The sequence below is a fragment of the Aureivirga sp. CE67 genome, from assembly GCF_015767245.1.
In the GTDB taxonomy this organism is placed as follows: Bacteria; Bacteroidota; Bacteroidia; order Flavobacteriales; family Flavobacteriaceae; genus Aureivirga.
The window spans coordinates 1-22,563 of sequence record NZ_JADOTV010000035.1 but is presented as its reverse complement, the minus strand read 5'-3'; the positions used below and the strand labels follow the sequence as shown (position 1 = coordinate 22,563).

The 22,563-nt window shown below is 28.3% G+C and carries 21 protein-coding genes; 11 read left to right on the top strand and 10 right to left on the bottom strand.

What is annotated here, in order from left to right:
• Window positions 1–9: 9 nt before the first annotated feature.
• The gene (locus tag I0K12_RS21465; protein ID WP_196890239.1) at window positions 10–1,023 is read right to left on the bottom strand and encodes a hypothetical protein; all 1,014 of its coding nucleotides are present in this window, start codon (window positions 1,021–1,023) and stop codon (window positions 10–12) included.
• A 192-nt stretch (window positions 1,024–1,215) separates the two neighbouring features.
• On the opposite strand from I0K12_RS21465, the gene I0K12_RS21460 reads away from it, so the two are divergent.
• The 3 genes from I0K12_RS21460 to I0K12_RS21450 all read left to right on the top strand — a co-directional run bounded on the left by I0K12_RS21460 (window position 1,216) and on the right by I0K12_RS21450 (window position 3,840).
• A complete protein-coding gene (locus I0K12_RS21460; protein WP_196890238.1) occupies window positions 1,216–2,595 on the top strand; it encodes a sensor histidine kinase in 1,380 nt (459 codons plus the stop codon).
• Window positions 2,585–3,259: a response regulator transcription factor gene (locus I0K12_RS21455; RefSeq protein WP_196890237.1), complete on the top strand. Its 675-nt coding sequence runs from the start codon at window positions 2,585–2,587 to the stop codon at window positions 3,257–3,259. The genes I0K12_RS21460 and I0K12_RS21455 overlap by 11 nt, the downstream gene beginning before the upstream one ends.
• 128 nt (window positions 3,260–3,387) lie before the next feature.
• Window positions 3,388–3,840: a hypothetical protein gene (locus tag I0K12_RS21450; protein ID WP_196890236.1), complete on the top strand. Its 453-nt coding sequence runs from the start codon at window positions 3,388–3,390 to the stop codon at window positions 3,838–3,840.
• An 86-nt stretch (window positions 3,841–3,926) separates the two neighbouring features.
• Here I0K12_RS21450 and I0K12_RS21445 read toward each other — a convergent pair whose 3' ends face one another.
• On the bottom strand, window positions 3,927–4,298 hold the full coding sequence (locus I0K12_RS21445; RefSeq protein WP_196890235.1) for a hypothetical protein: 372 nt from the start codon (window positions 4,296–4,298) through the stop codon (window positions 3,927–3,929).
• A 169-nt stretch (window positions 4,299–4,467) separates the two neighbouring features.
• Between I0K12_RS21445 and I0K12_RS21440 the strand changes: the two genes are divergently transcribed.
• A complete protein-coding gene (locus tag I0K12_RS21440) occupies window positions 4,468–5,661 on the top strand; it encodes a hypothetical protein (RefSeq protein WP_196890234.1) in 1,194 nt (397 codons plus the stop codon).
• A gap of 39 nt (window positions 5,662–5,700) precedes the next feature.
• Here the strand turns inward: I0K12_RS21440 and I0K12_RS21435 are convergent, their stop codons facing one another.
• Window positions 5,701–8,649 (bottom strand): VIT domain-containing protein, encoded by a 2,949-nt coding sequence (locus I0K12_RS21435; protein WP_196890233.1) that lies wholly within the window; start codon window positions 8,647–8,649, stop codon window positions 5,701–5,703.
• A 153-nt stretch (window positions 8,650–8,802) separates the two neighbouring features.
• On the opposite strand from I0K12_RS21435, the gene I0K12_RS21430 reads away from it, so the two are divergent.
• Together I0K12_RS21430 and I0K12_RS21425 are read left to right on the top strand one after the other, a co-directional pair.
• Complete coding sequence (locus I0K12_RS21430) at window positions 8,803–9,681, top strand: helix-turn-helix domain-containing protein (RefSeq protein WP_196890232.1); 879 nt, start codon at window positions 8,803–8,805, stop codon at window positions 9,679–9,681.
• A gap of 72 nt (window positions 9,682–9,753) precedes the next feature.
• Window positions 9,754–11,070: a DJ-1/PfpI family protein gene (locus I0K12_RS21425; protein WP_196890231.1), complete on the top strand. Its 1,317-nt coding sequence runs from the start codon at window positions 9,754–9,756 to the stop codon at window positions 11,068–11,070.
• 58 nt (window positions 11,071–11,128) lie between these two features.
• On the opposite strand, the gene I0K12_RS21420 is transcribed toward I0K12_RS21425, so the two are convergent.
• The 5 genes from I0K12_RS21420 to rlmH all read right to left on the bottom strand — a co-directional run bounded on the left by I0K12_RS21420 (window position 11,129) and on the right by rlmH (window position 15,519).
• Window positions 11,129–11,860: a DUF4294 domain-containing protein gene (locus I0K12_RS21420; RefSeq protein WP_196890230.1), complete on the bottom strand. Its 732-nt coding sequence runs from the start codon at window positions 11,858–11,860 to the stop codon at window positions 11,129–11,131.
• A gap of 181 nt (window positions 11,861–12,041) precedes the next feature.
• Complete coding sequence (locus I0K12_RS21415; protein WP_196890229.1) at window positions 12,042–12,695, bottom strand: hypothetical protein; 654 nt, start codon at window positions 12,693–12,695, stop codon at window positions 12,042–12,044.
• Between the two features lie 432 nt (window positions 12,696–13,127).
• Window positions 13,128–14,402, bottom strand: a complete 1,275-nt coding sequence (locus I0K12_RS21410) for a hypothetical protein (RefSeq protein WP_196890228.1) — start codon at window positions 14,400–14,402, stop codon at window positions 13,128–13,130.
• 66 nt (window positions 14,403–14,468) lie between these two features.
• Window positions 14,469–15,053 (bottom strand): non-canonical purine NTP diphosphatase, encoded by a 585-nt coding sequence (locus I0K12_RS21405; RefSeq protein WP_196890227.1) that lies wholly within the window; start codon window positions 15,051–15,053, stop codon window positions 14,469–14,471.
• Window positions 15,046–15,519, bottom strand: a complete 474-nt coding sequence (gene rlmH / locus I0K12_RS21400) for a 23S rRNA (pseudouridine(1915)-N(3))-methyltransferase RlmH (RefSeq protein ID WP_196890226.1) — start codon at window positions 15,517–15,519, stop codon at window positions 15,046–15,048. The genes I0K12_RS21405 and rlmH overlap by 8 nt, the downstream gene beginning before the upstream one ends.
• Before the next feature lie 75 nt (window positions 15,520–15,594).
• Between rlmH and nadC the strand changes: the two genes are divergently transcribed.
• The 5 genes from nadC (at window position 15,595) to folE (ending at window position 20,637) form a co-directional block, all read left to right on the top strand.
• Complete coding sequence (gene nadC, locus I0K12_RS21395) at window positions 15,595–16,452, top strand: carboxylating nicotinate-nucleotide diphosphorylase (protein ID WP_196890225.1); 858 nt, start codon at window positions 15,595–15,597, stop codon at window positions 16,450–16,452.
• 217 nt (window positions 16,453–16,669) lie between these two features.
• Window positions 16,670–17,599, top strand: a complete 930-nt coding sequence (locus tag I0K12_RS21390; protein WP_196890224.1) for a YihY/virulence factor BrkB family protein — start codon at window positions 16,670–16,672, stop codon at window positions 17,597–17,599.
• 14 nt (window positions 17,600–17,613) lie between these two features.
• Window positions 17,614–18,345 carry a 3-deoxy-manno-octulosonate cytidylyltransferase gene (kdsB, locus tag I0K12_RS21385; RefSeq protein ID WP_196890223.1) on the top strand — a complete coding sequence of 244 codons (732 nt, stop codon included), beginning with the start codon at window positions 17,614–17,616 and terminating at the stop codon, window positions 18,343–18,345.
• A 219-nt stretch (window positions 18,346–18,564) separates the two neighbouring features.
• Window positions 18,565–19,935, top strand: a complete 1,371-nt coding sequence (gene hisS, locus I0K12_RS21380) for a histidine--tRNA ligase (protein ID WP_196890222.1) — start codon at window positions 18,565–18,567, stop codon at window positions 19,933–19,935.
• A 33-nt stretch (window positions 19,936–19,968) separates the two neighbouring features.
• Window positions 19,969–20,637 (top strand): GTP cyclohydrolase I FolE, encoded by a 669-nt coding sequence (gene folE / locus I0K12_RS21375; protein ID WP_196890221.1) that lies wholly within the window; start codon window positions 19,969–19,971, stop codon window positions 20,635–20,637.
• A 57-nt stretch (window positions 20,638–20,694) separates the two neighbouring features.
• Here folE and I0K12_RS21370 read toward each other — a convergent pair whose 3' ends face one another.
• Together I0K12_RS21370 and I0K12_RS21365 are read right to left on the bottom strand one after the other, a co-directional pair.
• Entirely contained in the window at window positions 20,695–21,492 is a 798-nt protein-coding gene (locus I0K12_RS21370) for a class I SAM-dependent methyltransferase (RefSeq protein WP_196890220.1), read from the bottom strand.
• A 100-nt stretch (window positions 21,493–21,592) separates the two neighbouring features.
• A complete protein-coding gene (locus I0K12_RS21365) occupies window positions 21,593–22,339 on the bottom strand; it encodes a hypothetical protein (RefSeq protein WP_196890219.1) in 747 nt (248 codons plus the stop codon).
• Window positions 22,340–22,563 lie beyond the last annotated feature (224 nt).

Genomic DNA, 22,563 nt, shown 5'->3' with positions numbered 1-22,563 from the left:
GTTTTTGATTTAATAGTTGAATTTTCCGACATGAAACCAATTCACGCCCGTACTTCCGTTATAAGTGAGAATAACTACTTCTTTATTGGAAGAAATAGAAGGATTTGTTCCGATATAATTGGTGTACTGTGTTGAACTCCATTCTACAGATTTGAAATTCTGAATCAATCCAGTTCTAGTAATAATTTTTTTATTGTTTTGATAAACACAGAAAACATCGCCATTATCAGAAATATGAACATCCGCTTCTGTTCCTTTTCCAAAAGAGCTTGGTTTTTCCCAAACGATTGTACCATTTAAACCGAAAATTCCAACAGCAATATATACATTTCCATCATTTTTTTCGAAAACCATTGCAGCCTGAAAATTATTATTTATGGAAACTCTTGGGTTATTTCCTTCATAAACCGGCATAGAATCTTCCCATGTATAGGTTTCATTATTTCCATTCATTTTGTAAGTAGCAGAACGAGAATAAATTTTTCCGTGACTAGAATGCACGGTACTTATATAAAAATTCGGTTTTCCATCCGTGATATCTATCGAAGGATTACTATTTCCTGTATCAAATTTGTGATTATCTTTATCAAACTGAAAAAAAAGTGGATTTTCAGATGTGATTTTCCCTCCTCTATAATAGTAATTTGATGTAGAATTAGATTTATGAACTTCTACAGCTTTCCCCCAATCATTTAAACTAACAGAAGGTGGGCTTCCATAATCATAATTTATATTGTTTACGTTTCCAAAACTTACAGCTCCATTTGTCGTGTTTACTTTTCCAATTTGTAAAATAAAAAGATTAGCAGTGTTGGTTCGTCCAATGTAGATAAATTCATTTTTATGATTAATATCTGTGTTAACTTGTTCACTTCTTTGGTCAACAACTTGTTGTGTGATGAAATTTATTCCTTTAATTATTTGTGTATTTGAAAACCCAGTGAGATTTCCGTCCGAAGTCATATCGTCATCCGAGCAGCTGAAAAGGAAAGAAAGAATCAAAAAAATATAAAGTTTCTTCATTATTCTAATTTTTGAATGAATAGTAATTAGAGTAATTTTCTATTCTAAGTTAGGAAGAATTGCTGGCGGAATGTTTTAAAGAAATATTAAATCAAGAAAATGCTTTGAAGGTTAACGCTAGGTTAACGGATAAAAATTCTATGGAAATCTCGTTTTTTAAAAATACTTTTGAACTGTTCAAATGAAATAAATATGAAAAAAAGATTACAAATATTAATTACTGTTTCGGTTTTAGCATTTTTGTTTCTTTCTGTGATTCAATATTCTTTGATAAAAAACACGTATGATTTAGAAAAGAAAATATTTAGATCAGAAATAGAAAATATAATTTCAAAGATCAAGAAAACGGAAAGTTTCGAAAGCTTTGAAGAAAACTGGAAAATGAATTTTTCGGAGTTTGCTAAAAGTTATCAGATGAAGAAACTTACAAAACAGCAATATTTAGATTCTTTATTTCAATTTTTTCAGAAAGAAAATCTAGTTTTTGATAAAATGTTTGAAAAAGAAAAATCTTTAATTGATCTGAAATACGATTTGGATTATCAAGTAGATTTAGAGCAAATTATTTTCTTTTCGAAAATTAAAAATGATACGATTTCGTTTGAAGAAAAATACCATATAGGAAATGGTTTTTCTAAAGAAAATGCTTTATCTGTAAACAATTCTATTTGGAAAGTAGAAACTTCTACAATAGATGATGAAAATAAAGAAATCGAGCTTTCTTACGAAATTCAGTCTTCAGATTATGTCAAAATCAACAATGATTATTGGATTGTTTTTCAGCGAATGTCCTATACTTTTATTTTTTCAGTTTTGCTGTTTGTGTTGATTTGCGCTCTGTTTTTCTATACAGTGAAAAGTATGATTAAACAAAAAGATTTATTGCTTTTAAAAACAGATTTTATCAATAATATCATTCATGAATTTAAAACACCTTTAGCAACATTGAAAATTGCTTCGAAGAGTTTGCGAAATAAGAAAATTACAGGAAATGAGGTTTTGATGGAAAATACGCTTAAAACGATTGAAAGACAAAATACAAGATTGGAAAAACTATTAAACCAAATTGTAGAAATAAGTCCAAATAACCCTGTGAAATTAGAATTAGAAACAGTTGAGATTTCGAGTTTTCTTAGAGAAATTTATGAGGATTTTCAGATTTCTTGTAGTCAAAAAGAAATAGTGTTTTTAGATGAAATTTCTAGTCAAAAAATATTTTGTGAAGTAAGTAAAATGCATTTAACGATTGCAATTCAAAATCTTCTGGATAATGCTGTAAAGTATAGTAAAGAGAATATAAAAATAGAAGTGAAGTCTTTTGTAGAAAATGATTTTTACCAAATTCAAATAAAAGATTCTGGAATCGGAATTTCAGCAAAAAAACAAAAAGAAATATTTAAAAAATTCTATCGAGTTTCTTCAGGAAATGTTCATAATGTAAAAGGTCTTGGATTAGGATTATTTTACACAAAACAAATCATCGAATTGCATCATGGAGAAATTTCAGTAAAAAGTGAATTGGAAAAAGGAACTTTGTTTAACATAAAATTGCCCTTAAAAAATGAAAAATAAGAAAGTACTTTTAGTAGAAGATGATTTGGATCTTGGAAATATGTTGGAGCAATATTTAATTGTAGAAGATTATGATGTTGTTTGGAAGAAAAATGGAGAAGAAGCATTACAATTTATAAAAGAAGAAAATAATTATGATTTGATTTTGTTAGATGTAATGATGCCAAAAATAGATGGATTTACATTGGTCAATGAACATAAAATTGAAAAACCATTTTTATTTCTTACTGCAAAAAACTTGAAAGAAGATATGATGTTTGGTTTAAAAATGGGAGCGGAAGATTATATCACAAAACCTTTTGATATGGATATTTTGCTTTTGAAAATGGAGAATATTTTAAAAAGAAACCAAAAGGAAGAAAAGCAAATTTACAGCATAGGAAAATACCAATTTGAAAAAGAGAATTTTGAATTGAAATATGAATCAGAATCTCAGGTTTTGACAGAAAAAGAAGCAGAATTAATTGACTTTTTATACCAAAATAAAAATGAATTATTACAGCGTGAATTTATCTTAAAACAAGTCTGGGGAAGTGAAGATTTTTTCACAGGAAGAAGTATGGATGTTTTTCTTTCAAGACTTCGAAAATACTTTAAAAAAGACGAAAATATCGAAATCAAAAGTATCCGAAATCGAGGATTGATTTTTATCGTTAGAGACTAATATAAATCAATGTTTATAACAAAATTTAAAATTCCTCCTAGAAGGAACAGGGAATCTTTTGCTCTAATTTGAACTAAAAAATAACAGAAAATAAAATTTAAAAACGTATAACTATAAAATTTATCAAGATGAAAAATGTATTAAAAATCACCATTGTAGGACTAATTTCTTTATTTGTAAATGCATTAAATGCGCAAAGTACTCCGATACCACCAACACCGCCAACACCACCAAATTCAACACATCATAGTTCTTCATCAAGTGTTTCTAGAACTACCTCAAGTAGTAATGGGGAAAAAAATGTTGATATTTCTATTCATAACTCAGATGATCGATATAAAGTAAGAGCTACTTTTTCTAAAAATATGACTGAAAATGTTCAGGAGAAAATCCAAGAAGTATTCGGGAAAACTTCTAAAAAAGTTTGGACAAAGAAAAAAGATGGAGAATTGATTTATAAAATTACTTTATCGAAAGGTAGGTTGAATGCAACTCTTTATAAAGATTTAGCTAATGACAACTTGATTTTAGAATTTGAAGATTTATTCCAAGATATCCGAGATTATTTATCAAATGATTAATCAAGTATTGCTCTTTGTTTTATTTATTATTAGCTGAATTTATCAAAAAAGCGAAGTAGAAATTATCTGCTTCGCTTTTTTTACAATTAGTTTTCGTAGTATAAACTCTCGATTTCGAGATTGTCTCCCTTAAAAAATACAGACCAACTATCATCATCAAAATGTGACCATAATACACCGATTTTGTCAGAGCCATCATTTAGTTTATAAATTTTCCATTTACTTAATAATTTATCGCCTTGTAAAAAATCTCCCATTTTGATTAGATCTCCTATATATCCTGAATTTTCAATAATTGCTTTTCTCGCTAGGATTATTTGCATTAATCTTAATTCATTTAAATCTGTAAGGAGTTCTTTTTTTGGAAAATCTTCATTTAAACTTGGTGATTCTACGATCGGTAAATTTGTAAGTTCTTTTTCTAATACTTCCGATAAAATGCTTTTTGTAGTTTCCATATTTTTTGGTTTAAAGTTTTACTAAAAGTATTCTTTTTTTATGTTGTTTGAAATTAGTTTTTTGATTCTTAACGATTTGATAAATAGTGATTTGGTATGTTTTTTTTGATGTTTTTATTTTATTGCTATTTCAAATCTAAAACATATATTTGAAGTCAAAAACAAAAAAATGGAAGAACCAAAAAGTAGCAAGTATGTTGTAGGGATTTTTTTCTCTTTTTTCATTGGAATAGCAATTTTTATGATCATTAATTATCATGATAAAAATGGTCATATGAATACAAAAATTGATAGATCTTTTGGGAAAGTGATTAAATCAGAGATAGCAATTCAAAGAAAAGAAAATTTTCATAGTGGAATGGAGTATGGAATTAATCATGATTTTTTATTGAATAAAAAGAATATTAAAAGATTAAAAACATGGGATTGGAATAGTAATTATGAATTTCGTTATGACAAAAAAGGGAGAATATTGGAACGACTAGAATATTCGAATCGTTATAATAGTCTTCTTCAAAAAACGATTTATAAATACAATGAAAAAGGACAAAATATTGAACTCATAAAGTTGATGAAGTATAGAGAAGAATCGAGTTTAAATGCATCAAAAATTGTTATTGAAGATAAAGATTTTGATAAAGCTTATATGTTTTCTAAGTATACTTTTTCTTATGATAAAAATGGAAATTTGATAGAAAGAAAAATTTACAAAGAGGATATGAAAACAGTTTCTGTTAACAATGTTTATGAATATGAAAATGATCGGTTACTTTCAAAAGGATTTAAGAAAGATGGTGTTTACCAATGGAGGTTAGTTTTTGATGAAAAAGGAAATCCAATAGAAAATTTTAGAATTGCTCAGGACGGTGTTTTTGAAAAAATAGTTTCTACTTATGATGATACTCATAGAATTTTAACCAAACAATTTTATTTTTCTGAAGATGGAAAAAATTGGAAAGAAGAGAAATTGAATAATGAAGAGGTGGAAAATCTAGATGTTACGATGAATTATATTTACGAGTATTATGAAAATGGGTATGTTGTAGAAAAAGAAGTGAATGATTTTCGACCTTTTAAAGGTAATAATACTTATGAAATTGCTTATGAAAGAACTTTTAATCCAAATGGATTATGTGAGAAAGAAGTATTTATTGTCAATAAAATAATACACGCAAAAATATACAAATATGATAATCTGAATCGACTGACTTTTTATGAATATCAAGAAGAGTTTGAAGATAATCATAAAGAATATGATCTGGAATATGAAGTTGATTCGCTTGAAAATTGGACCAAAATAAAAATCAAAGGAAAACGCAATTGGGAAGATACTTTTCAAAAAAGAGAAATAGAATATTACTAAAAAAAAGAGGTTGATTTTCAACCTCTTTTTTGTTTAAAATCATTTCAAATACGCTTCAAAAAAAGTAAGAACATCTTCTTTTTTATCTAAACGATAAACTTTGATTTCTTTTGTTTCATTTTCTGTTCCGTAGTTTTCAAAAATTGTTGCTTTCAAAATTGTTGGTCCAGAAATTTTCTGTTTTGTATCCCCAAAATATTTAATTTGCCCAAGGTAATCTCCTTCTTTTTTTCTTTTTAAAGTAAAACTTTCAGGACCAAAACCTTGTGTCATATCATCTGAAATTCTTCCATTAATTTTTGTTTTTTTGTGGTTATAATAACATTTTTCTTTGTTCGGATCTGTTACCCATAAATCAATATCCGTATTATTATGATTCCAATCGATTACAATTCTGAAATCCATCGATAGATTTTCAATGTATTTAGAATCAATGAAATCGGTATCTACTTTTTTAGGATATTTATGAAGGATTCGATTCATTTCTATAAAAACAATTTCTTCAATTCCTCTAAATCTTCTTTCAGAATCTTTTTCATATAAAGAACCATTCACAATAGCATACAAAAGTTCAATCGCTTTTTGATGTTCTCCGATTTGGTCATAAGCCAAAGCCAAATCACGATACGATTGTAAATCTTCTGGTCTTAATTCTAAGATTTTTTCATAGACAAATACAGCTTCTTGATAATTTTTGGTTGCTTCTAATTTATAAGCTAAAGCTCTTAAAAGTTCAAAATTATCGACATCCATTTCTGCAACATTAGAAATTATTTGCAAAGCTAAATGTGGCGTATTTCTTTGTATGAAAAAGTCCGCTACATCAAAATAGAAAGTTGGCATATTTTTATAATCTGGTCGCATTTCCAAATATCTTTGATATGCAATATCTGTAAGCTTGATTTTCTTCAGTTCTTTCACATATTTCATGTTTGAATCCCAAGCTTTTAATTTTGAAGATTTTCGAGAATTTGACTTTTTACCTTTAGAATCATGTCTAGAACCATCATCAAAAGCATAATCTGCATCCATTTCTTCATCTCCCCAATCAGCATTCGCTTCTACTTCTTCTTGATACATCAATTCTTCTTCGTTTTCAACTATTTCAATAGTTTCAGGTGCAGGAGGTGAAGAACTTTCCATCATTTCAACTTCCTCTTCTTCGATTGTTTCAACTCCAGATACTTTTCCTTGTAGAGCATTTGTAAGAGGTGTTTTTTTCTTTCTTTCAACTTCCTCTTGTACATAATCTCTTTTATTCCATGCAGCAAAATCTTTTAAATCATCTAAATAAATATCTGTATTAGAGTCATTATCTATAGCTAATTCTTTTTCTCTTCTTCTTTTTTCTTGAAGTAAAGTGTAATATTTATCTTGTAAATCTGCTGGAGGAACAATCTCATGCTCAACATAATCTTCTACACGATCTAAAACAATCATAGAAGTAAAATCAGAAATTACTTGATATTCTTTACTCACTTTTACAATTTCTTCTTCATTTTCTTTTTTGTTTTTAGAAAGAGAAGCTATTTTTTTTGTAGCCCAAAATTTTGGGATTTTTGCGCTTTGCGTTTTCGAATCGTTTAGAAGAACTTTTATGGTTTTTGTTTTTTTATTTCCAAAACCGAAATATAATTCAAGAGTTTCGTCATTCATAAAGTCTTTTCCTACAATAGAAAAATCGTTCGTTACCACCGCTCTAGAATTTGGATAAATTTCTAATTCGGAATTCTTTTCTTTTTTAAAACCAATAAAATTAAAAGTTTCATTTTCTAATAAATCCAAAGCTTCTTTTTCAGAAATTCTATTTAGGTTAATATAATTTCCACCAGAATTTAAACAAAGCTCTTTCAGATAAAAATGATTTGCTTTTTGTAGACTATTAAAGATAAAAAGAGGTTTTTCAATATTTTCTGAAATGGTTCCAAAGTTTTTCATTCCATCAGAAAAAAGAAAACTGTGCGGAGCATTTAATAAAGGATTTTTAATTGCTTGATAAGAAGTTGCTCCATCATATTTTGTGTTTTCAAGATAGCTTTTTAAATCTTTCCAATTTCCATTTTTTATTTTAAATGTTTTTTCTTGCTTGATTCGATTACTAAAATTGAAAACAGTGATTTTTACATTTTTGTTTAAAGAAAAATAATCTTCTAGAATTGCTAATTCTTTCTTTAAATTTCTCTTTTCCATAGAAAGCGAAGTGTCCCAAAAAAGATCAATTTTACTCGGAAGTTTTCGTTTTCTTTTTTCTGGTTTTAAATATTTGTAGAAATAAAAATATTCTTCAAAAGTGATTAGTTTTTCGGAAGTATTTTCTAATGGGAAATCAATAGTTATAGTTCCGTTTGGGGAGAAGTTTTTCTTTCTAAAATCTAATTTCAGTGCTCCTTTTTCGGTTTTAAATTTTGTGTTTTTTAAAAAACTAGAATTAGAAATTGAAGCAGTTTTCTGATTTAGTGCAATTATAGAAAGCGAAAAATGCTCTAAACTATTTGTGAAATCAAAATTGTAACGAAGTTGGTGCGCATTTTCTGTCAAAGTTAATTCTTCTTCAAAAGCAAGAACAACTTTTTTATAACCTTTCGAAGGAATCGGATACACACGAGCTTTGTAATTATTTCCTTCTACTTTTTCCAAAAGTGCAGGGTCAATTCTTTGTCTTGTCGTAGCTTCAAAAGCAACTCTGGCTTTTTCTTTTTTTACCACAACAGCTTCACGAAGGTTGTTGTTAATATCTAGTGCAAAACGAACTACATTTTGATTTTCACCAAGTGGAAAACTAAGTTCTCCTTCCATTACATGATTATTTGGATTGTAAAAATCCATTTCATAAGTGGTGGTTGCAATGTTTCCGATGATTTCTGTACTCACACAGAGTTTTTCTAGCGTAATTTCTTTTTCAGCTTTTTCAACCTTTAGTTGTGGAATTCCTTGAGAAAAACCTACATAACTAAAGAGTAAGAATAGAAATAGTAATTTAATTTTCATGCAAATAATGTTTTGGTTGGCTTTGTTTTTAGCAAAAATATTGCCAATAATTAGTTAATATTAAATATTTGTAGGAATATATTTAGAACTTTGATCTTTTAATATTTTGCTTAAAAAACATTCTTAATATTGTAAAGCAAAAAATAAATTAAAATGGTAAGCAGCTTGGATTCAAAATATTCTACAAAAAGTGTTTTCAAAAAATATTTATATGCGAATAAAGATTTTTCTTGTTTGCCACTTTCTGATTTTATAAAGAAAGAAGAATTACCTACAAACCCAGTAAAGCTAGAAGGAGTCTTGTTTATTCTATTAGAAGAAGGAGAAATTCAAATGCAAATTGGTTACGATGATTTTACACTAAAAAAGAAACATTTAATTTTAATTCAACCAGAAAAACCTTTTCGGTTAGATGCAATAAAAGAAAATTCAAAAGGAATTGTTTTATTTATTAAAAGCAATGGAATCATCGGTAGGATGGGGGATCATTCGCTTATTTTTAGCTTAAATTTCTTAGAAACATGGAGCGATTCTATTTTTCAAATTCAAGAAAAAGTAATGCCTTTTTTTAGTAATATTTTTGAACGAATTTTATTTGAAACCAACGAAGAAAATACAAATAACACCATTGTAAATGCTTATGTTATTACACTTCTTTTAGAGCTTCAGGCAATTACAAATTCTTTAAATGTAAAGAATAGAGCAGCGTTGGAAATAACTCAAAAGTTTAAAAAAAGGGTTTATGCAAATATGGAAAAGCAAATGACCATTACAGATTTTGCTAAACAACTTTCTGTTTCTGCTAATCATTTGAATAAATGTGTGAAATCGATTTCTGCACTTTCTGCACTTCAGCTTTTAAACAAAATAAAAATCACAGAAGCGAAATATTTGCTTTTCATCTCTGAACTTACGATTTCTGAGGTTTCTGAGAAAATAGGTTTTGAAGATCCTTCGTATTTCAGTAGATTCTTTAAAAAACAAACTTCTTTTACACCAAAACAATTCCGAAAAATGTTTGAAATGTCCTAGTTCTGGAATAGTTTCTCCTATTTTTTTCTAGTGTTTGGAAATAATTTTGCTTCTAACTTAAATACTAGAAAAATGCGAAAACAAATAAAAAGAATTAATGTCGGATTTCTTCTTACACCAAATTGTAGAGAAGCCGATATTATTGAAACTGAAGCAATTTTTCGAATTCATCCGAGAAATAAAATATATTATATAAGTCATAAAAAAGGTGTGATTTTCGGGAAATCACAATTAGGAATTTATGCAAACAAAACATACCAAGATTGCCCGAAATTGGATGTGTTGTTTGTAGGGGAAGTTGATGAAAAAGAGTTTAAAAACAAAGAATTAATCCATTTTATAAAAGAAAGATTTCCAAAATTGAAATATATCATTGGAATTTCAAATGGTGTTCTTCTTCTTCACAAAGCAGGTGTTTTAGAAAATCAAAAAATTACTGCAGACGAAAAAACTTTAGATATTTTAAACGAACATTATTTAAATGTTTCTTATGAAAGAAAATGTATAAAAGATGGAAAAATTCTGACAGCAGGACCTTCTACTGGAGGAATTGAAGCAGCTTTTACAGTTTTTAATGAATTTCGAGGAAAATGGTTGACAAAATTTTCGGAGCTTTTATTAGAATACAATGCGCGTGTTCAATATCCAATAGTTGATCATATCCGACTGCAAAAACCAGAGAATGGAAAACCTCTGAAAGTAGGAGTTTTTGCAGCTCCAGAAATTTATGTACCAGATACTATGGGAGCAATTGATGTTTTTAGTTCTATTCCAAATACGCAGTTTTATTATGTTTCTCATTCACTGGAAGCTTCAGAACCACTTTTGGATTTAGGTCCAACAATTCAACCAAATATTACATTCGACGCCTGTCCACAATTAGATGTGTTGATAATCGGGGCAACACATCCTAAATATTTGAAAGATTCGGTTGTTTTGGATTTTATTTTGAAACAAAACCAAGAAGTTTCGGCCATTATTAGTGTCTGTGCCGGAACTTTCTTGGTTGGTTCTGCCGGTTTATTGCATAATAAAAAAGCAGCTACCAATTATCAGCAAGCTTGCTCACTTCCAAAAATTGGAGTTACACCAACTGGGCAAGAAGTTATGGTGGATGGGAAATTTTATTCAGCAGGACCGGCTATTGGTTCTTATGAAGTTGCCTTAAAAGCTGTAGAAGAAATTCTTGGTAGAGATTGGGCGCAATATATAGAACATGAGAAATTAGAATTTTCTCCAAATCCTGTTTTTGGAGCAGGTTCTGTAGAAACTGCAGATAAGTCAGCGGTAAAAGTTTCAGCAGTTTTATCGAAATTGGTATTAAATCCAGTTTTTAATTCTGCTTTGAAAAAAGGCTACTATGCTAGAGATAAGAAATTTTATAATTAATAGTTTTGTTTTAGTTATTAAATAAAAAAACTCTTGAGATTGCTCAAGAGTTTTTCTGTTATTTATATTTCTTCAATTGTTTATCGATCATTTTAGAGTCAATTAAACGATCTTCTTTCCTTCGTTGTTCTGTGATATCGATAAAATCAATTTCTTCAGCAGGATCTTGTTCTTCCAAAGTTCCGTTTTGAAAAGATCTTTGCAGAATATCTTCAATGATGTAATCTTCGTCAATATTTAATGGATCATAATCTGTTTTTAAAGAAAGACTAAAAAGATTGGCAGTCGTATTGTACCAAAAAGCTTTCCATCCGCTACGAAGCTCCTTAACAAGTTCAAAAGCAGTATTTCCTGTTTGTCTATTAATTAATTTTATCAGAATTCTCCCTTCTGTTTTCGTAAGTTTTTTCAGTTGATCTGTAAATTCCTTTTCCAGATACTTTTGCATTTTACGAGTGTATTTTCTTCTTTTTCTTTTCGATTTTATTTCTTTTAATTCTTTATTTAAAGAATCTAACCTTTCTGTAGCCATTTTTGCATACGGATATGCTTTGTGCGTTTTTTTTCGAAGCCAATAATAATAGTTTCGGTCTCTGGATTTTTTGAAATTAATTTTCTTTAAAATTTGAACTTCATGTAGCCCAATAACCAAACTATCTTGCTCTATAATTTGAAAATCATATTCATTAAAAAGAGAGTCTAAAGGAATTTCATTTTCAAATTCATCGTCTTCTTGTGCAAACGAATTTACACAAAAAACCAGACACAATATTAGCAGTATTTTTTTCATTTCTCTTTCTTAAGGTTTTTCAAAATTACATTTTCCGAAGTAAAGATACTTATAATTCAAATAAAAGTCTAAAAGTGTAGTTCTACAAAAAAAATGCCTTTTTAAAGATTTTTACAAAAACTCCCACTTTTAGTTAGTTACAATTTAAAAACCAAAAAAAATAAAACTTAGTATAAATCTATTATTTTTCTTTATAAGTTTGAATAAAATCATTTGGAACTATTTCCCAATCTTTGATGATATAATAACCCCATAGTCCTTTTTTGATATTTAGGATTAAATCAAATTTTTTTGGGTTTTCTTTTTTGAAAGCGTTAATGAATTCTTCATCCCAATTTTTAATTTCTTCTTCCTTTCCTTTAAATTGAAAATAAACATAATTTGCAGATTCATCTAAACCATCATTAGAAAAACGAAATTGATTAATTTTACAAGTAATTTGTTCTTCTTTTCCTTTTTGACTAAAATACGTCCAAGTACTTCTTGATAAAGTGTTCATAGTTAAATAAGAACCAAAAACTAAAATTGATAGAATGTGAATAAATTGGAATTCTTTTTGTTTAATTCTATGGTAAGCACTAGTATAAATTCCTATAATAAGAACACCTACTATTATTGATAAGACATCAACTAACCAGAAATGAGTACCATTTCCTCCAATTAACTCTGGACTTAAATTTTTATCAAAAAAGATTCGAATAAATATAAGAGCTCCAAATACCCAATAATAATACTGTTTAAACTCTAATTCGGGAATTTTTTTTGAAGGTTTACGTGTTATAATATTTTTTAGATTCTTTTTTTCTTTCGGTTTTATGTATTTACTATTGTGCATTTTTTATTCTTGGGGTTGATTAGTTTTATAGTTTTAGGATTAAAGTTTTTAAGGCATTCCTAAAATTTGATTACATTTTTCAAAAAAATAATTGAAGGCTATCCAATATTTTTCTTCAGAAACACCATTTTCTACTAATCTCTCTTTTTGCCATTCAATAAATAAAGGTGTAAACCAAAATAATCTAACAAATTCATCATTTAATTTTTCATTTTCAAAATCTATTTGATCTATTTTTTCTTGAATTAAGTTAAAATCATTTTCTAAAAATACACCTTGCCTTAACTCATAGAAAAAGCCATTTTCTCATGAGTTGTTTAATATCTTTATTAATTCGACCATAAAATAAGTTGTGTGAAGAAGGAATTGAATTAAAATTAGTTATAATGAATTTACTCAAATGTTTTAGATTTATAAAAAAGCATTAAAAAATTACATTGCTTTTTCTTCATGAAGTATAAAATTAGGTAATTTTATTTCATATTCTTTTGCTTTATCAATAAAAATATATCTTATTTCAGGTTTTCTGTATAGTAATTCTTCAATACTTATTTTTAACCAATTAGGTTCTATCCATGGGTTTCCTCTATTAAATATTTCTTGGAGTGATATTAAAATATATTTATCATAATTATTTTCAAATTCTAACAATAAAACAATTAAATCCGCTTTTATGTCAATTTCAGATTTTTGTATATTTGTTATTTTATAATCTAAAAAGAAATAATCATATACAAGTTTTCCTATACCATTTAAATAAAGTTGTTCTCTTACTGATTCAATATTTGATAATCTATTGTATTTTGACTGATCAAAGTATTGAAAATAATAATCTAAAGATTCAAATATTTCTTTTTTAGGAATTAAACTGTTTCTTAGTAGATTTGAATAAAGTGAGTCTACTTCTGAATTTCTTTCAGGAATTTTATCTTTCCATATTTTTCTAATTAATTTGGGGTCAAAAGAAATTATATTTGCTATTTGTGGTTGATAATAAATTAAATAAAGTGTAAATTTATTCTTATTCTCTAACCATTTTAAAGGTTCTTTTTCTAATGACGTATTTTTAAGTGTAACAACAATATTATAAAAAAGTAGAAACCTTTCAGGATTGTATTCATCAAAAAAATCATCTAGATTATCCATAAAAAATTGAAAATCATTTTTTTCAATTGAACTATCTATTTCATTTAGTAAATGTGTATAATCGGAATTAGGAGCTGTTCTTGTGTCATCAAAGTGAGTTTTAAATTTTTGTAATAAATTTTCCATACCTCCTTCAATTGTAATTTTATTTAAATTGGATTTTAAAAAGGTCCAAAACATCTCAACATGAGTATGATTAATTTCATTTTCTCTAAAATGAGCACAATCATTTCTCCTGTCTTTCCAATATTGAATTTGAGTTCTTATAGATTCACTAAAATTAAATATAGAGCTTCTAGAATTATTTAATTCATTATAAATAGCTTCTTCCCATTTTCCATCGTCGTTTAATTTTTGAATTAAATGATTTAATCTTTTCTTTTCGATTTTATCACCATTATATCTAATTATTCTTTCTTTTATTATTGTGAAAAAACCTAAATATGAAAATAATAAAGCTGCACGATTTGCTTTTACTCGATAACATATTAGGGATTCTTCAAATAACTTTTGGGAGTCAAGGGAATGGTTTTCTAATTTTTCTTTTAACCAATTTTCCATTTAATGCAATTTTAGTTTTGTTAAAAAAGCACAAGTCAAAAACTCATGCTTTTCTATATTTTTTAATTATAAATTATTCAAAAACTCAATTAATTTTCGAACAGCAATTCCTCGGTGGCTAATTTTTGCTTTTTCATCCATTGTCATTTCTGCAAAAGATTGCGAAAAACCTTTTGGCTGAAAAATAGGATCGTAACCAAATCCTTTTTCTCCTTTTCTAGCTTCTAAAATAGTTCCATTACAAATTCCTTCAAACAAATGTTGCTCGCCATTTAAATTCAAACAAACAACTGTTTTGAAATGCGCTTTTCTATTTTCTTTTCCTTCTAAGTTCTGAAGTAATTTATCCATATTTTTCTCAGAATCCGCAGGTTCTCCAGCGTATCGTGCCGAATAAACTCCAGGTTCTCCATTTAAGCTTTCTACTTCCAAACCAGTATCGTCAGCAAAACAAGCATAATTATATTTTTCCGTTACATAATCTGCTTTCAAAATTGAATTTCCTTCAATTGTATTGCTCGTTTCTGGAATGTCTTCAAAACAAGAAATATCTTTCAGACTCAAAATTTCAATAGATTCAGGAAGCATTGCCTGAACTTCTTCTAATTTTTTTGCATTGTTGGTTGCAAAAACAATTTTCGTTTTATTCATGATGATATGGTTCGTTTTTAAGAATTGTAAAAGCTCGATAAATTTGTTCTACCATAAAAAGGCGAATCATTTGATGCGAGAAAGTCATTTTTGACAAAGAAACTTTTCCTTGCGATTTTTTATACACAGCATCCGAAAAACCATAAGGTCCACCAATAACAAAAACCAATTGCTTGATTCCGCTATTCATTTTTTTCTGCATAAAATTGGCAAATTCGATAGAGCGAAAATCTTTTCCTTTTTCGTCCAAAAGAATCAATTGATCTGTAGCTTGTAATTTTTTAAGAATTAATTCTCCTTCTTTTTCCTTTTGTTGGGCTTCCGAAAGGTTTTTTACATTCTTGATATCTGGGATAATTTCTAAGTCAAAAGAAATATAGTGTTTCAGTCTTTTTTGGTAATTTTCAATAAGTTGAATCAGATTTTTATCATCTGTTTTACCAATTGCTAAAAGTTTAATCTTCATAGAGCAAATATAAAAAGAATTAAAGGTGAATATTGAAAATAAAACCATTATTTTTGTCTAAATAATTTGTGAAAAATGATAAGCAACGAACAATTTGAAAAAGAACTAGATATTATCATCAGTAATGCAATTCGTGAAGATGTTGGCGATGGAGATCACAGTTCTTTGGCCTGTATTCCTAGTGATGCAACAGGACGAGCAAAATTATTAGTAAAAGACGAAGGTGTAATTGCAGGAGTTGCATTTGCACAAAGAATATTTGATTATGTAGATCCGAACTTAGAAGTAGATGTAAAAATTGAAGATGGAGCAAAAGTTTCGCATGGAGATGTTGCATTTACAGTAAGCGGAAGTTCACAATCTATTTTAAAAGCAGAAAGATTAGTATTAAATGCAATGCAAAGAATGAGTGCGATTGCTACAAAGACTAAGTTTTTTGTGGATCTTTTAGAAGGAACAAATACGAAAATTTTAGATACAAGAAAAACGACTCCAGGAATTAGAGCTATTGAGAAATGGGCTGTAAAAATTGGAGGAGGAGAGAACCACCGTTTTGCTTTATACGATATGGTAATGTTGAAAGACAATCATATTGATTTTGCTGGAGGAATTACAAAAGCAATTGAAAAAACAAAAGCATATTTGGCAGAAAACAATTTAGATTTAAAAATCATTGTGGAAGCTAGAGATTTAAAAGAAATCGAAGAAATCTTACAAACGGATGGTGTTTATAGAATTTTGATTGATAATTTCAATTATGAGGATACTAGAACAGCTGTAGAAATGATTGGAGACAAATGTTTGACAGAATCTTCTGGTGGAATCAATGAAAAAACAATTCGTGAGTATGCAGAATGCGGAGTAAATTATATCTCTTCAGGAGCATTGACACATTCTGTTTATAATTTAGATTTAAGTTTAAAAGCTTATTAATTTTATTTCCCCTCTTGAGAGGGGTTAGGGGTGTGTAAAAATAATAATTATAGAATTACACATTTTAAATTTAAGCATTTTGTAAGGTTTTTTATAGTGAAGAATTTTCGAATACAAATTTAAATCTAAAAAATACCTAAAACATAAAACACCAAATTATTGATTTAGAAAATTATCGATTCAAAATAAAAGAAAATAAGATTTATCATTTGTAGCTATGACCAAGGAAATCGAAAAGAACTTAATGAAAGTTCCAATATTGAATATTCTGGTTAAACTAGGGAAGAAAATTGCAATTCCTGGTTTAAATGGAATGTCTCTTTATGATTTGTTGGAACTTTATATTATCGGAATTGTAAAAGGAGCTTTGACTTCAAGGGCAGGAGGAATTGCATTTAGTTTTTTTATGGCACTTTTCCCCTTTTTACTATTTGTTCTTACGCTGATTCCCTATGTTCCCATAGAAGGATTTCAAGAAGATTTTGTTGCGCAAATTGAACACTGGCTTCCTCCAAACACAAGTGAGGCTGTCCAATCTGTGATAAAAGATATTGCAAACAACAAATATGGTGGATTGCTTTCTTTTGGATTTTTAACTTCTATTTTCTTGATGACAAATGGTGTCAATTCTATTTTTGGTGGATTTGAATATTCTTATCATATCAAAGAAATGCGAAGTGTAATTCGTCAATATTTGATAGCTCTTGGAACTTCCATTATGCTTTCCATTTTATTATTGACAACGATTGCTTTTATCGCATATTTGGAAATAGGAGTCCAGAATTTACAACAAAATGGTTGGCTATCAAATGAAGGTTTTTGGATTAGAAATGGAAGTATCGCACTTTTTATTTTCATGATTTACCTTTCAGTTTCTATTCTTTATCATTTTGGAACAAAAGAAGTAAAACATTTAAAATTCTTTTCACCAGGAGCTTTATTTACAACAGTTTTGACTTTGTTGATGTTTTATTTATTCGGTATTTATGTAATCAAATTTTCAAAGTATAACGAACTATATGGTTCTATCGGAACCCTTTTAATATTAATGCTTTTCGTTTGGTTAAACTCGATTATTCTTTTACTTGGTTTTGAATTAAACGCAAGTTTGAACCGATTACGAAAAAGGCAATTACCTAAAAAATAATTAATTTTATATATATGAAATGTATAGCAATGATTCCTGCACGACTTCAGGCAAGTAGATTTCCTGAGAAATTGATGCAAGACTTAGGCGGAAAAACAGTCATTTTGAGAACTTATGAAGCTACTGTAGATACCCATCTTTTCGATGAGGTTTATGTTGTTACAGATAGTCAAGTGATTTTTGATGAAATTGTCCATCATGGCGGAAAGGCAATCATGAGCGTACATCAGCACGAGAGTGGATCAGACAGAATTGCAGAAGCTGTTGAAAATATGGATGTAGATGTAGTGGTAAACGTGCAAGGTGATGAGCCTTTTACAAAAAAAGAACCTTTAGAAAAACTACTACAAGTTTTTAAAGAAGATGCGGAAAAGAAAGTAGATGTTGCTTCTTTGATGTTTCCATTGACAGATTTTGAAGCAGTTCAAAACCCAAATAATGTAAAAGTAGTTGTAAATCAAAACAATGAAGCGATGTATTTTTCTCGTTCTCCGATTCCTTATCCGAGAGAGAAAGAATTAGCTTCTTATTTTAAACACATCGGAATTTACGCTTTTAGAAAACAAGCTCTTTTAGATTTTTCAAATACACCAATGACAAAATTGGAAGCAACAGAAAAACTAGAAAACTTAAGATTTTTAGAACATGGAAAAACAATGAAGATGGTAGAAACTACACATGCTGCTATCGGAATTGATACTCCAGAAGATCTAGAAATGGCAAGAGAAATTCTTAAAAGTGAGTAAATTTCATTTTTGTGTTTAATCGAATTTATTTTATAAAAACTTACACAAAACATACCTCTGTATTTTTTATAAAACAAAATAATAACATGTTTTGTGAATATAAAATAGATTACATAGAAAACACTTATACAACTATTAGTAAATCGAATTAAAAATTTAAAAACAAAGTTTACACATATCAAATTGTTTCAGATATTTGCAAACTATTTTATATAAATCATGGCACAAAAACCTGGTATACCGAAAGGAACGAGAGATTTTTCTCCAAAAGAAGTTGCACAGCGTAACTACATTATGAACATTATCAAAGAAGAATTTGAAACATTTGGATTTCAACCAATTGAAACACCAAGTTTTGAAAACTCTTCAACTTTAATGGGGAAATATGGAGAAGAAGGAGACAGATTGATTTTTAAAATATTAAATTCTGGAGATTACTTAAAGAAAGTAGATGCAGGATTATTAGAAAATAAAGACAGTAAAAAAGTTACAGGAGCTATTTCTGAAAAAGCATTGCGTTACGACCTTACAGTGCCGTTCGCTCGTTATGTAGTGCAACACCAAAATGATTTAGTATTTCCATTCAAAAGATACCAAATGCAACCTGTTTGGAGAGCAGACAGACCACAGAAAGGAAGATATAGAGAGTTCCGTCAGTGTGATGCAGATGTAGTAGGAAGTACTTCACTTTGGCAAGAAGTAGAATTTGTACAATTATACGATGCAGTTTTCACGAAACTTCGTTTAGAAGGAACGACAATTAAATTAAACAACAGAAAGATTTTATCTGGAATTGCAGAAGTAATTGATGCAAAAGATAAATTAATTGATTTTACAGTTGCTTTAGACAAATTAGATAAAATTGGTCAAGAAGGAGTTGTAAAAGAAATGATTTCTAAAGGAATTTCGGAAGAAGCAATCGAGAAAGTAACACCATTATTCAGTTTTGACGGAACAAACATCGAAAAGTTAGATAAGCTTGAAGCGATGTTGGCAAGTTCTGAAGAAGGATTGAATGGAGTAAAAGAATTACGTTTTGTAATCGAAAATATTGAGAAATTAGGTTTAGAATCTGCTAAGCTTGATATTGATGTAACTCTTGCAAGAGGACTGAATTATTACACTGGAGCAATTTATGAAGTAAGCGCGCCAGATACTGTAAAGATGGGTTCTATTGGTGGTGGAGGTCGTTATGACGACTTAACAGGAATTTTCGGATTAAAAGGAATCAGCGGAATTGGAATTTCTTTTGGTTTAGATAGAATTTATTTAGTTCTAGAGGAATTAGGATTGTTTGATGAGGTAGTTTTACCAAAACCAACAGTAACTTTTATCAACTTTGGTGATGCAGAAGCTGCTTATTGTATGAAAGCAATCAAAGAACTTCGTAAAGCTGGAATCAAATCGGAATTATTTCCAGATAGTTCGAAAATGAAAAAACAAATGAACTATGCAAACAAAAGAGAAATTCCTTTTGTAGTGCTAGTTGGAGAGAAAGAAATGGAAAATAATAGCTTTTCTTTAAAGAACATGAATGATGGAACTCAGAAAGAATGTTCGTTAGAAGAGTTATTAGATTTAGTAAAATAATTAACTTTGCGGTTTTAAACTCATATAGATAAGATGAATCCAGAAGAATTAGAAGATATAGGAGACAACCACATCAGTACATCAGCTGTGACACCTTTACGTCCAGATGCTTTTGATATTTCTGATGATGAAAAAATAGAGAAAATTAAAGAGAATGTTAGAGAAATCATGGAAACTCTTGGTTTGGATTTAACAGATGATAGCTTAAAAGGAACTCCAAAGAGAGTTGCTAAAGCTTATGTTAAAGAGTTATTCGGTGGATTGAATCCTAAGAGAATGCCAAAAGCTTCTACTTTCGAAAATCACTATAAATATGGTGAAATGTTAGTAGAAAAGAATATCGTGGTTTATTCTACTTGTGAGCATCACTTTTTACCAATTGTAGGTAGAGCTCATGTTGCATATATTTCAGGAGGAAAAGTTATTGGACTTTCAAAAATGAACAGAATTGTTGATCATTTTGCGAAAAGACCACAAGTACAAGAGCGTTTGACGATGCAGATTGTACAAGAATTACAAAGAGCATTAGGAACAGATGATGTTGCTTGTGTGATTGATGCGAAGCATTTATGTGTAAATTCTCGTGGAATTCGTGATATTGAAAGTAGTACAGTAACTGCTGAATTTGGAGGTAAATTTAAAGAGAAAGATGTTCGTAGAGAATTTTTAGATTATATAAAAATGGATACGTCATTTGACTAATCATAAATTTTGAATCAAATAGAAAGAGATTTTTACTTCGTGTAGAAATCTCTTTTTTTATTGCTTAAAAGCATAGAATTGAAAAATTCTGGGTAGACTCATAATAGTATCTTTTCGTTTTCTAAATTCGATTAATCCAGATTGTATTTCTTCGATAACGTTTTGACTTATGATTTTATCTTTAATCAAAGCTTCGGAGATTCCCTCAAAAGTAATTTCAGCCATTAATTTTCCATTGCCAGAATTGTGTGCTACTTGAGAAATACTAAAATCAATATTTTTAAACCTAGATTGATTTAATAAAGAAAAAAGTTCTTTTCCAAGGTTTGCATTTGTACCTCTTTTTTCTAATAATTTTTGATAAAGTGAAACATATGAATCAAAATCTTTTGAACGAGGAACAGAAAAATGTCCAGAGAAATCCGTTTCTTCAATTAAAATTTTCCCATTCGGTTTCAGAGAATGATACATCTTTTGCAATATTTCAGCTGGATTTTTTAAATGAGAAAGAAGGAACCTTGAATAAATAATATCATAAACTTCTTTTTCATCAAAATGATTTACATTTTTTACTTCAAACTTAATATTTGAAATGTTTAATTCTTTCATAGTTTCTTTTGCAAGAGCTATTTTTCTTTCATCTATATCATAACCAATAACTTCTCCTTTTTCTCCAATTAATTTTGATAATAAGATAGAAACATTTCCGCCACCACAACCCAAATCAAGACATTTCATTCCTTTAGAAATACCAACTTTTTGTATGAATTTTGTCGTTTCTTCTTCCAAAGTTTCGGACAATATTTGAAGTCTTCTTTTTCCTTTATCTCCGCCATGTATCGCATATTCTCCCATGATCTGTTGTTTAGATTGTGTTTCATTCTAAACTACTAAATTCAAGATTTTTTTGGAGTTAATATTATTATAAAAGGGTTCTGATTAAAAAATATGACTTTTAGACTCTATCTATAAAAAGCTCTTCTGTAATTTTTATTTCCAATATGTTTTCAAGATGTCTAGCTTCATTAAATTCATTGACTTTGTCTGCTATTTCTAATAAATCTAATCTGTTATCATCATTATGAAAAAAGATTTTTAATAATTCTTCAAAACTCTCCATTTCATTATCATCATAATCTTTAACTCTTAATTTTAAGAGAGAAAAAATAACTTCTAAAGCGTTTTCTATTTTATCTGTATTGTTCAGTTTTTCTAAATAATCAAAAAGTTCTGAAAAACGCATTCCAGATTTTTTGAAAGCAAAATATGTTTGCCATAAATTACCAGTTCCTGCATTACAAGTTTCCCAAACAGGATTAAATAAGATTTTTTCTAAATAATTTTTTCCATTTTTAGAAAGAGATAAACCAAGTATAATTCCAGAAATACAGTCTGTAGAAGCATTTTCATTTCCTGTTAAATATAATTTTTCTAATATTTCTTTATTATCTTCTATTTTACAAGCTAGAGCTGGAATAAATTCATTAAAAAGACCTTTATAATAACATTTTTCAATTTCCATTTTGAATTCCTCTTGATATTCGGAGCAATCAAAATTTAAAAAACCTAAAACGAAAGATTTAGTTAAGTAAAAATCACAGTGTTCTAAATTTTTAAAATATTGATATAGAACCTTTTTAATTGATTCGTATTTCAAATAAGCTATAACTTCAAGTATTTCTGGATGCTCTTCATTTTTCAATTTATTATCTGAAATTGAATGTTCAAATAATTCTTTTGCAATTTTTTGATCTCCTTTAAACTTAAAAATATCAAATAAATAAGATGCTTTATAATGGTTATCACGGCTTTTTCATAAAAATAAATTTGATTTAAAAATCTTATTCAACTCATCTTTATTATAAGCTAACTTTGTTCTTATTTGCTTAAAATTCAATTTTTCTTTTGATCTTTGTAGTAAATTAA

Excerpts from the sequence above, each read along its gene's own strand:
- folE (WP_196890221.1), top strand. The coding sequence starts at position 19,969 with ATGAATCCAGAAGAATTAGAAGATATAGGAGACAACCACATCAGTACA.
- I0K12_RS21420 (WP_196890230.1), bottom strand. The coding sequence starts at position 11,860 with ATGAAAAAAATACTGCTAATATTGTGTCTGGTTTTTTGTGTAAATTCG.
- I0K12_RS21435 (WP_196890233.1), bottom strand. The coding sequence starts at position 8,649 with ATGAAAATTAAATTACTATTTCTATTCTTACTCTTTAGTTATGTAGGT.
- I0K12_RS21465 (WP_196890239.1), bottom strand. The coding sequence starts at position 1,023 with ATGAAGAAACTTTATATTTTTTTGATTCTTTCTTTCCTTTTCAGCTGC.
- I0K12_RS21415 (WP_196890229.1), bottom strand. The coding sequence starts at position 12,695 with ATGCACAATAGTAAATACATAAAACCGAAAGAAAAAAAGAATCTAAAA.
- kdsB (WP_196890223.1), top strand. The coding sequence starts at position 17,614 with ATGAAATGTATAGCAATGATTCCTGCACGACTTCAGGCAAGTAGATTT.
- I0K12_RS21450 (WP_196890236.1), top strand. The coding sequence starts at position 3,388 with ATGAAAAATGTATTAAAAATCACCATTGTAGGACTAATTTCTTTATTT.
- nadC (WP_196890225.1), top strand. The coding sequence starts at position 15,595 with ATGATAAGCAACGAACAATTTGAAAAAGAACTAGATATTATCATCAGT.
- I0K12_RS21370 (WP_196890220.1), bottom strand. The coding sequence starts at position 21,492 with ATGGGAGAATATGCGATACATGGCGGAGATAAAGGAAAAAGAAGACTT.
- I0K12_RS21460 (WP_196890238.1), top strand. The coding sequence starts at position 1,216 with ATGAAAAAAAGATTACAAATATTAATTACTGTTTCGGTTTTAGCATTT.
- I0K12_RS21405 (WP_196890227.1), bottom strand. The coding sequence starts at position 15,053 with ATGAATAAAACGAAAATTGTTTTTGCAACCAACAATGCAAAAAAATTA.
- I0K12_RS21455 (WP_196890237.1), top strand. The coding sequence starts at position 2,585 with ATGAAAAATAAGAAAGTACTTTTAGTAGAAGATGATTTGGATCTTGGA.
- I0K12_RS21440 (WP_196890234.1), top strand. The coding sequence starts at position 4,468 with ATGGAAGAACCAAAAAGTAGCAAGTATGTTGTAGGGATTTTTTTCTCT.
- hisS (WP_196890222.1), top strand. The coding sequence starts at position 18,565 with ATGGCACAAAAACCTGGTATACCGAAAGGAACGAGAGATTTTTCTCCA.
- I0K12_RS21425 (WP_196890231.1), top strand. The coding sequence starts at position 9,754 with ATGCGAAAACAAATAAAAAGAATTAATGTCGGATTTCTTCTTACACCA.
- I0K12_RS21430 (WP_196890232.1), top strand. The coding sequence starts at position 8,803 with ATGGTAAGCAGCTTGGATTCAAAATATTCTACAAAAAGTGTTTTCAAA.
- I0K12_RS21445 (WP_196890235.1), bottom strand. The coding sequence starts at position 4,298 with ATGGAAACTACAAAAAGCATTTTATCGGAAGTATTAGAAAAAGAACTT.
- I0K12_RS21390 (WP_196890224.1), top strand. The coding sequence starts at position 16,670 with ATGACCAAGGAAATCGAAAAGAACTTAATGAAAGTTCCAATATTGAAT.
- I0K12_RS21410 (WP_196890228.1), bottom strand. The coding sequence starts at position 14,402 with ATGGAAAATTGGTTAAAAGAAAAATTAGAAAACCATTCCCTTGACTCC.
- rlmH (WP_196890226.1), bottom strand. The coding sequence starts at position 15,519 with ATGAAGATTAAACTTTTAGCAATTGGTAAAACAGATGATAAAAATCTG.